This window comes from Nocardia sp. NPDC004582 (genome assembly GCF_053602115.1).
In genome coordinates this window covers 33,382-41,149 of sequence record NZ_JBSGCY010000052.1, presented here as the reverse complement: position 1 = coordinate 41,149, position 7,768 = coordinate 33,382, and the positions used below count along the sequence as shown (strand labels likewise).

Here is a 7,768-nt window from a genome sequence, read left to right as displayed (position 1 = left end):
CACCCCCACCGACACCTTCAACGCCATCCCGCTGCCCCGCGAGGAGAAGAAGCTGATCATGGGCGACGGCTACCACCTCGGTTCCGGCGTGGGCGCCGACTCCCGCCAACGCCCCGGCCGCCATTGCTCCACGCAGCACTGATCGCCGCGTGACGGACAAACGCTGTCCTGCCATACCCGTTACCTCCCACGCCTGGTCAGCATCCTATGGAGCTGTCGCAGACAGATGGTCGGTTGGGGTGGAAATTTTCATCCCAAAGGTTTGCAATTCGGGCGAACAGCAACAAACCAGACTGCTCAGCTAGGCGTCGACGAGCGTGGGGTTCTGAATTGATCGGTGTGTCGTCCCGGTGTGTCGAATAGGCCCGGGCGTGGCGGCCTCGACCGCGGCCGCCGGGACCCGGCGGCCCGCCGAGGTCGCGGTGAACGCGCCCGCGATCACGATCAGCGCCCCGACCAGGGACAACGCCGATGGCGTCTCGCGCAGGAAGGCCCACGAGGCGGCGATCCCCACCACCGGCACGGCCAGCGACAGCGGGGCCACCGTGCTCGCCGGATAGCGGCTCATCAGATACGTCCACAGCCCCGAACCCGCGATGGTGCCCAGCGCCACGATGTAGGCCAGGGCCGCGAAAGCGGGCCACCCGGTCGCGGAGAACGACGCGATCAGGTCGTTCCAGCCCGTGCTCGCCCCCTCGGTGAGCGCCGACAACGCGAACATCGGGATCGGCGGCACCACGGCCATCCACAAGGTCAGGTGCAGCGGCTTCACGTTCTCGGACGAGGCCGCGGCCAGGCGGGACCCGATATTGCCGAAGGCCCAGCCCAATCCACCCAGCAGGGTCAGCAGCAGCGGCAGCAGTACGGCATGCTGCGCCCGATCCCAGCCGATGATCGCCATCCCGGCCATGGCCACCGCGATCCCCGCCAACTGGATGCCCCGCAGCCGTTCCCGCAGGAACACCGCGCCCAGCAGGACCGTGAACGGCGCCGAGGACTGCAGCACCAGCGAGGACAACCCGGTCGGCATCCCCGCCCGCAACGCGGTGAACAGGAAGGCGAACTGCAGAATTCCGAACCCGATCCCGTACAGCAGCAGCCACTTCCACGGCACCCGCGGCCGCGGCACGAAGATCAGCACCGGAATCGCGATCACCGCGAAACGCAGCCCCGCGAAGAAGAACGGCGGGAAATGCTCCAGCCCGACATGGATGGCCAGGAAGTTCAACCCCCACAGCACCACGACACCGAGCCCGAGCAGTCGATCGCGATTGGTCATGCCGAAAATATTGCTGGCGCTAATAAGTAAGAACAATCGAATAATTCTGCACCAACGATGTAGTAGAAATTAACCGTGCCGCAGCCCGACCCGCCCCGCTCCGTCCCGCCCCCACGCCGCGTCCCCCGAGACACCCCCGCCACGACCCGGTCGGACACCGCGGCGCGAACCGGCAGCACCGCCCCGAGCGCAGACCCCGCTCGAACCCGCAAGGGCGGCGCCCCGGCAGAGCCTGACCTCGACAACCCCGCTCCGGCGACCGTCGCGGGTGCCGCACCGGCTCGCGCGCGACGCGTGGCACCGACCGGGCGCGGCGACGCCGCCCCCGGGCCCGCGAGCAGCGCAGGCGCGAGTGGAGCCGCGAAGTCCCCCGCCGACCGGACCGGGCCGGGCCGTGGGGTCGTGCCGCCAGAGTCCGGCCCCGCACGGACCGAAGGGCCCCTGATGTCGCTCGAACGGCTGCGAGTCCTGCGGGAGCTCGCGGATCGGGGGACGGTCGCCGCGGTGGCCGAGGCCCTGTCGATGACGCCCTCGGCGGTGTCGCAGCAGCTCAAGGTGCTGGCCCGGGAAGCGGGCGTGGCCTTACTGGAGCCCGACGGGCGGCGGGTGCGGCTGACCGATGCGGGGCGGGCGCTGGTGGTGCGGGCCGATGAAGTGCTCGCGGCGATGGAACGGGCGGTCACGGAGATGGCCGAGTATCGCGGGTCACCGCGGGGGCGGGTGCGGGTGGCGCTGTTTCCCTCCGGCGCGGCGCTGCTGCTTCCGCACGTGCTCGCCGAACTCGAGGACAGTGGCGTGGACGTGGAGGCCCGGGACGAGGACGTGCCGCCCAGTGAGGTGCCGCGCTTGCTCGCCGATTACGACGTGGTGCTGACCCATCGGGACGAGCGCGCGCCGTCACTCGGCGGGCCGCGGGTGTCCTCACGGGTGCTGATGCGAGAGCCGATCGATGTCGTGGTCGCGCCGGACCATCGGCTCGCGCGACAGGGCGCGGTGGTGCCCGCGGAGTTGGCCGACGAGACCTGGATCAGCGTGCGCACCGGCTTCCCGGTCGACGACGTGCTGCGGTCGATCGCCACGGTGACCGGGGTACAGCCGCGAATTACCCAACGGCTCAACGAATTCGGCGTGATCGAGGCGTTGGTGGCGACCGGGTACGGGGTGGCGCTCATGCCCCGCTACGCCGTGCGTCACCCGCAGCTGGTCATGCTGCGCCTGGCCGGTGTGCGCGCGGCCCGCGTCTACGATCTGGCCACCCGCCCGCACGCCGAGAAACGCCCCGCTGTCGCCATGGTCATCGCCGCCTTCCGGACCGCCGCCCGCCGCGCCACCGGGGCTGAATGACCGGGACGGAAATCACGTGTTGACTTGGAGTGCGCTCCAAGTCCTACCGTGGCGCTCATGAGCATTCGACTCGGGTATCAGATGCCGAACTTCAGCTACGGGGTCGCGCCCCGGGATCTCTTCCCGGCGGTGGTGGCGCAGGCGCGCGAGGCCGAGGCGGCGGGCTTCGACGCGGCCTTCGTGATGGACCACTTCTACCAGTTGCCGCTGCTCGGCGCGCCCGAGGAACCGATGCTGGAGGCGTACACCGCACTGTCCGGTCTCGCGGCCTCGACCGAGCGAATCCAGTTGTCCGCCTTGGTGACCGGAAACACCTACCGCAATCCCGCGCTCACCGCCAAGACCGTCACCACCCTGGACGTGGTGAGTCGGGGGCGAGCCGTGCTCGGCATCGGCGCGGGCTGGTTCGAGCTCGAGCACCAGGCCTACGGCTTCGACTTCGGTACCTTCACCGAGCGGTTCGAGAAGCTCGAGGAGGCCCTCGAGATCATCACCCCGATGCTGCGCGGCGAGCACTCCACCTTCGACGGCAAGTGGTACCGCACGAACAACGCCATGAACGAGCCGCGGGTGCGCGACGATCTGCCGATCCTGCTGGGCGGTGGCGGCGAGAAGAAGACCTTCGGGCTGGCCGCCCGCTTCGCCGACCACCTCAACATCATCTGCAACGCCTCCGAGCTGCCCCGCAAGCTGGACGCCCTGCACGCCCGCCTGGACGAGGCGGGCCGCGACCGGAAGACCCTGGAGACCAGCTTCCTGGCCTTCGTCATCGTCGACGAGGACGGCGACCGCGCCCGCAAGACGCAGGCCGAGATGCTGGCCCGCATCGGCATCACCGACCTGGGCGCGCTGCCCACCGAGGCGCTGCGCAACTCCCCGGCCGACCGCCAATTCGTCGGCACCCCCGACGAAGTGGCCGAGCAGATCCAGTCGCGGGTCCTCGATCAGGGCATCGACGGCATCATCGTCAACCTGGTCACCAACGGGCACGAGGCGGGCACCGTGGAACTGGCCGGCCGGGCACTGTCGCCCCTGGTCCACGGCTGACCCGCCCGGGGCTACGGCAGATCCCGGAGACCCGCGGCAGCGCCCCGAGTAACCACCCGCTCCCGCGGTCTCAGCCACAGCGAAATGCACGAAGCCCCGCGGTTCTGTTGAACCGCAGGGCATTTCGTTGTTCGCGTCGCGGCGGGGCTCCGTTCGTCTCCGGGATCCGAGCTCGCCGGCAGATCTCAGATCGGCGCGAAGAGCTCAGCCGTGTGCCGCGAAGCGCTCAGGCATGTGCAAGGCGCTCAGCATGCAAGGAGGTCAGCCCTGCGGCGGGAATCCACCGCCCGGCTGCGGCGGGAAACCGCCTTGCTGCGGCGGGAATCCACCCTGCGGCGGCGTACCGCCCTGGGGCGCGTAGCCACCCTGCGGCGGGAATCCACCCTGCTGGGGCGGGAATCCCTGTGCGGCCGCCTGATAGCCGAAGTCGTCGGCCACCATGGCCGCCAGTTCCAGCAGTGCCCGGCGGGTGGGCTTGCCGACCAGTTCGAGGTCGATCTCCGCGCCCTCGGCCAAGTGGTCGTCGAACGGGACCACCTGCACGGCCCGGGTGCGGTCCAGGAACAGCTTGCGCAGCTGGTCCAGGTCCACCGTCGAGGAGCCCTTGCGAGAGGCGTTGACCACCACCACGGTTCGCTCCACCAGCTTGTGGTAGCCGTGGTGGTCGAGCCAGTCCAGGGTGGCCGAGGCGCTGCGCGCGCCGTCGATGGCCGGGGAGGTGACCAGCACCAGGGAGCTGGCCATATCCAGCACGCCGGACATGGCCGAGTGCATCAGGCCGGTGCCGCAGTCGGTCAGGATGATGTTGTAGAACTGCTGCAGGATGCCGATGGCCTTGCGGTAGTCCGCCTCGGAGAACGCCTCCGATACCGCCGGATCCTGTTCACTGGCAAGCACTTCCAGTCGGCTGGGAGCCTGCGAGGTGTGGGCGCGCACATCCGAGTAGCGCGAGATGTGCCCGTCCTCCAGCAGGTTTCGCACCGTGGAGCGGGTCTGGCGCGGCACCCGGTGCGCGAGCGTCCCGAGGTCCGGATTGGCGTCGATGGCGATCACCCGGTCACCGCGCAGCGACGCGAAGGTGGAGCCCAAACCGACGGTGGTGGTGGTCTTTCCGACGCCGCCCTTGAGCGACAGGATGGCGATCCGGTAGTCCCCGCGCACCGGCTGGTTCACCCGGTCCACCAGCTGCCGGTACACCACGTCCGCGGCCGACTCGCCCGGATTGATGTAGCCGCCGGACGCCTTGTGCACGGCGCGCCGCCAGCCGCTGCCCGGCGCCCGCCGGGCCCGCTTCAACAGGTTGAGGTCGTTGACCGAATGCCCGGGCGGCGGGGGCTGCTGCCCGTACTGCTGCCCGAACCCGCCCTGCGGCTGAAAACCCGGCTGCTGCTGGGCATTCCAGCCCGGCTGGAACCCGACCTGCGGCTGCGGCTGCTGCGGCGGCGCGGCCGGGGGCGGCGACCAGCTGTAGATCGGCCCGCCCGGCTGATCATTGGAGGGCGCGAACTGCCCCGGCTGCCCGGGACCGCCGAAGTGCCCCGGCTCCCCCGGCTCGCCCGGCTGCTCGGGGAACCCGCCCGGCTGCTCGGGGAACACCCGGCGCACCATGCCGTCGCTGCCGATCTCCTGCCGGACCTCGCCGTACGGAGTCTGCTCCCGCACCTCGCCGATCGGCGGAAAACCGCCCGGCACAACGGGATTCGGCGGCGGCGCGAACTGCCCGGCGTCCGGCGGGAATCCGCCCGCGGGCGGAAAGCCCGGCGGGCCGTACGGTCCGGGCCCACCCGGCGGAAACGGATTGTGGCCGTCGGCCGCGAACGGGTTGTGACCCTCGGGCCCCTGCGGTCCCGGGAAGGGTCCCCCATTGCCCGGATACACCACGGTCTGGTCGATCGAATCCGGCACCGGCGGGAAGAAACCCGCCGCCTGTTCCTCGGAGTCGGAACCGGATTCCGTCGCCTCGGCGGGCCCACCCGCTTCCATCTCGTCGAGGATGTCTTCGACGTCCTCCGCCACGACCGGCTTCGAGGTCGAATTCTGATCTTTCGTAGTCACGTGTCCCCCATCTGCTCGACAGCTCGAACAGAGAGCTCGGCGCTATTGCGACCCAACGCTAGCATTGTTGACCGGCCCGGACGCGGCGAGCCCGCCTCGACGAAGTCGAGACGGGCCCTCCTACCTGCGTTTTCGCTGTGCCGCGAGGCTCAGGCCACTCAAGCCTTCCGGGCAGCGCGGTTGACCGCGGAGACCACCGCGCGCAGCGAGGCGGTGGTGATCGAGGTGGCGATGCCGACACCCCAGGTGACCTGATCGCCGATGGCGCATTCGACGTAGGCCGCGGCCTGGGCGTCGTCGCCGGAGGACATGGCGTGCTCGCTGTAGTCCAGCACCCGCACGTCGTAGTCGATGGTGGCCAGCGCGTCGACGAAGGCGGCCAGCGGGCCGTTGCCCTCACCGGCGATGGCGTGCTCGACACCGTCGACCTTGACCACGGCCTCGATGTGGTCGACGCCGCCGTCGGTCTCGGACGCAGTCACCTTCTGGCGCATGCGCTCCAACGGCAGGATCGGGGTCAGGTACTCCTCGGAGAAGACGTCCCACATCTCCTTCGGGGTGACCTCGCCGCCCTCACCGTCGGTGATCTTCTGCACGGCCTGCGAGAACTCGATCTGCAGGCGGCGCGGCAGCACCAGCCCGTGATCGGTCTTCATGATGTAGGCGACGCCGCCCTTGCCGGACTGCGAGTTCACCCGGATCACGGCCTCGTAGGTGCGGCCGACGTCCTTCGGGTCGATGGGCAGGTACGGAACCTCCCACACGATGTCGTCGACGTCCGCGCCCTGCGCGTCGGCGGCGGCCTTCATGGCGTCCAGGCCCTTGTTGATGGCGTCCTGGTGCGAACCGGAGAACGCCGTGTACACCAGGTCGCCGCCGTAGGGGTGGCGCTCGGCGACGGGCAGCTGGTTGCAGTATTCGACCGTGCGGCGGATCTCGTCGATATCGGAGAAGTCGATCTGCGGGTCCACGCCGCGGGAGAACATGTTCATGCCCAGCGTGACCAGGCAGACGTTGCCGGTGCGCTCGCCGTTGCCGAACAGGCAGCCCTCGATGCGGTCGGCGCCGGCCTGGTAGCCCAGTTCGGCGGCGGCCACGGCGGTGCCGCGGTCGTTGTGCGGGTGCAGCGACAGCAGGATCGAGTCGCGGCGGGCCAGGTTGCGGTGCATCCACTCGATGGAGTCGGCGTAGACGTTGGGCGTCGCCATCTCCACGGTCGCGGGCAGGTTGATGATCAGCGGCTTCTCGGGGGTCGGCGCGATGATCTCGGAGACCGCGTCGCAGACCTCACGGGCGTAGTCCAGCTCGGTGCCGGTGTAGGACTCGGGGCTGTACTCGTAGCGCCAGTTGGTGTCCGGGTACCGCTTCTCGACCTCCAGGCACAGCGTGGCCGCGTCGGTGGCGATCTTCTTGACCGCGTCCCGGTCCGCGCGGAAGACCACGCGGCGCTGCAGGATCGAGGTCGAGTTGTAGAAGTGGACGATCACGTTCGGGGCGCCGGCGCAGGCCTCGAACGTGCGCTCGATCAGCTCCGGACGAGACTGGGTCAGCACCTGGATGGTGACGTCGTCCGGCACCGCGCCGTCCTCGATGATCTCGCGGACGAAGTCGAAGTCGGTCTGCGAGGCGGACGGGAAGCCGACCTCGATCTCCTTGTAGCCCATGCGCACCAGCAGGTCGAACATGCGGCGCTTGCGGGCGGGGCTCATCGGGTCGATGAGCGCCTGGTTGCCGTCGCGCAGGTCCACGGCACACCAGCCGGGCGCGCGGTCGATGATCTTGTCCGGCCAGGTGCGGTCGGGCAGCTCGACGGGCTCGACCTCCTCGGCGAACGGCCGGTACCGGAACACCGGCATGGAGGAGTTCTTCTGCTTGTTCCACGCGGGCTGATCAGCGGGCGCGGGCTTGGACGGCGCGGTGATGTTGCGCGTACCGGATACGAAAGCGTCAGCGGGTGACATGGCGATTTATCTCCGAGGTGTGGCTGGATCCCAGTTATTGGGTAGACCGGCACGGCAGATCCCCGCGGCGGGAGCCGGTCCG

At 69.6% G+C, this 7,768-nt stretch carries 5 protein-coding genes; 2 read left to right on the top strand and 3 right to left on the bottom strand.

Annotated features, from left to right (window positions below):
• Positions 1-301: 301 nt before the first annotated feature.
• Positions 302-1,279 (bottom strand): EamA family transporter, encoded by a 978-nt coding sequence (locus ACWELJ_RS16810; protein WP_452367037.1) that lies wholly within the window; start codon positions 1,277-1,279, stop codon positions 302-304.
• Positions 1,280-1,723: 444 nt separating this feature from the next.
• Between ACWELJ_RS16810 and ACWELJ_RS16805 the strand changes: the two genes are divergently transcribed.
• Positions 1,724-2,623: a LysR family transcriptional regulator gene (locus ACWELJ_RS16805; protein ID WP_452367036.1), complete on the top strand. Its 900-nt coding sequence runs from the start codon at positions 1,724-1,726 to the stop codon at positions 2,621-2,623.
• 57 nt (positions 2,624-2,680) lie between these two features.
• Entirely contained in the window at positions 2,681-3,670 is a 990-nt protein-coding gene (locus ACWELJ_RS16800; protein WP_452367035.1) for an LLM class F420-dependent oxidoreductase, read from the top strand.
• Positions 3,671-3,931: 261 nt separating this feature from the next.
• Here the strand turns inward: ACWELJ_RS16800 and ACWELJ_RS16795 are convergent, their stop codons facing one another.
• Positions 3,932-5,725, bottom strand: a complete 1,794-nt coding sequence (locus tag ACWELJ_RS16795; RefSeq protein WP_452367034.1) for a MinD/ParA family ATP-binding protein — start codon at positions 5,723-5,725, stop codon at positions 3,932-3,934.
• 158 nt (positions 5,726-5,883) lie between these two features.
• Positions 5,884-7,686: a 2-isopropylmalate synthase gene (leuA, locus tag ACWELJ_RS16790; protein WP_452367033.1), complete on the bottom strand. Its 1,803-nt coding sequence runs from the start codon at positions 7,684-7,686 to the stop codon at positions 5,884-5,886.
• Between the last annotated feature and the right edge of the window lie 82 nt (positions 7,687-7,768).

Excerpts from the sequence above, each read along its gene's own strand:
- ACWELJ_RS16810 (WP_452367037.1), bottom strand. The coding sequence starts at position 1,279 with ATGACCAATCGCGATCGACTGCTCGGGCTCGGTGTCGTGGTGCTGTGG.
- ACWELJ_RS16805 (WP_452367036.1), top strand. The coding sequence starts at position 1,724 with ATGTCGCTCGAACGGCTGCGAGTCCTGCGGGAGCTCGCGGATCGGGGG.
- ACWELJ_RS16800 (WP_452367035.1), top strand. The coding sequence starts at position 2,681 with ATGAGCATTCGACTCGGGTATCAGATGCCGAACTTCAGCTACGGGGTC.
- leuA (WP_452367033.1), bottom strand. The coding sequence starts at position 7,686 with ATGTCACCCGCTGACGCTTTCGTATCCGGTACGCGCAACATCACCGCG.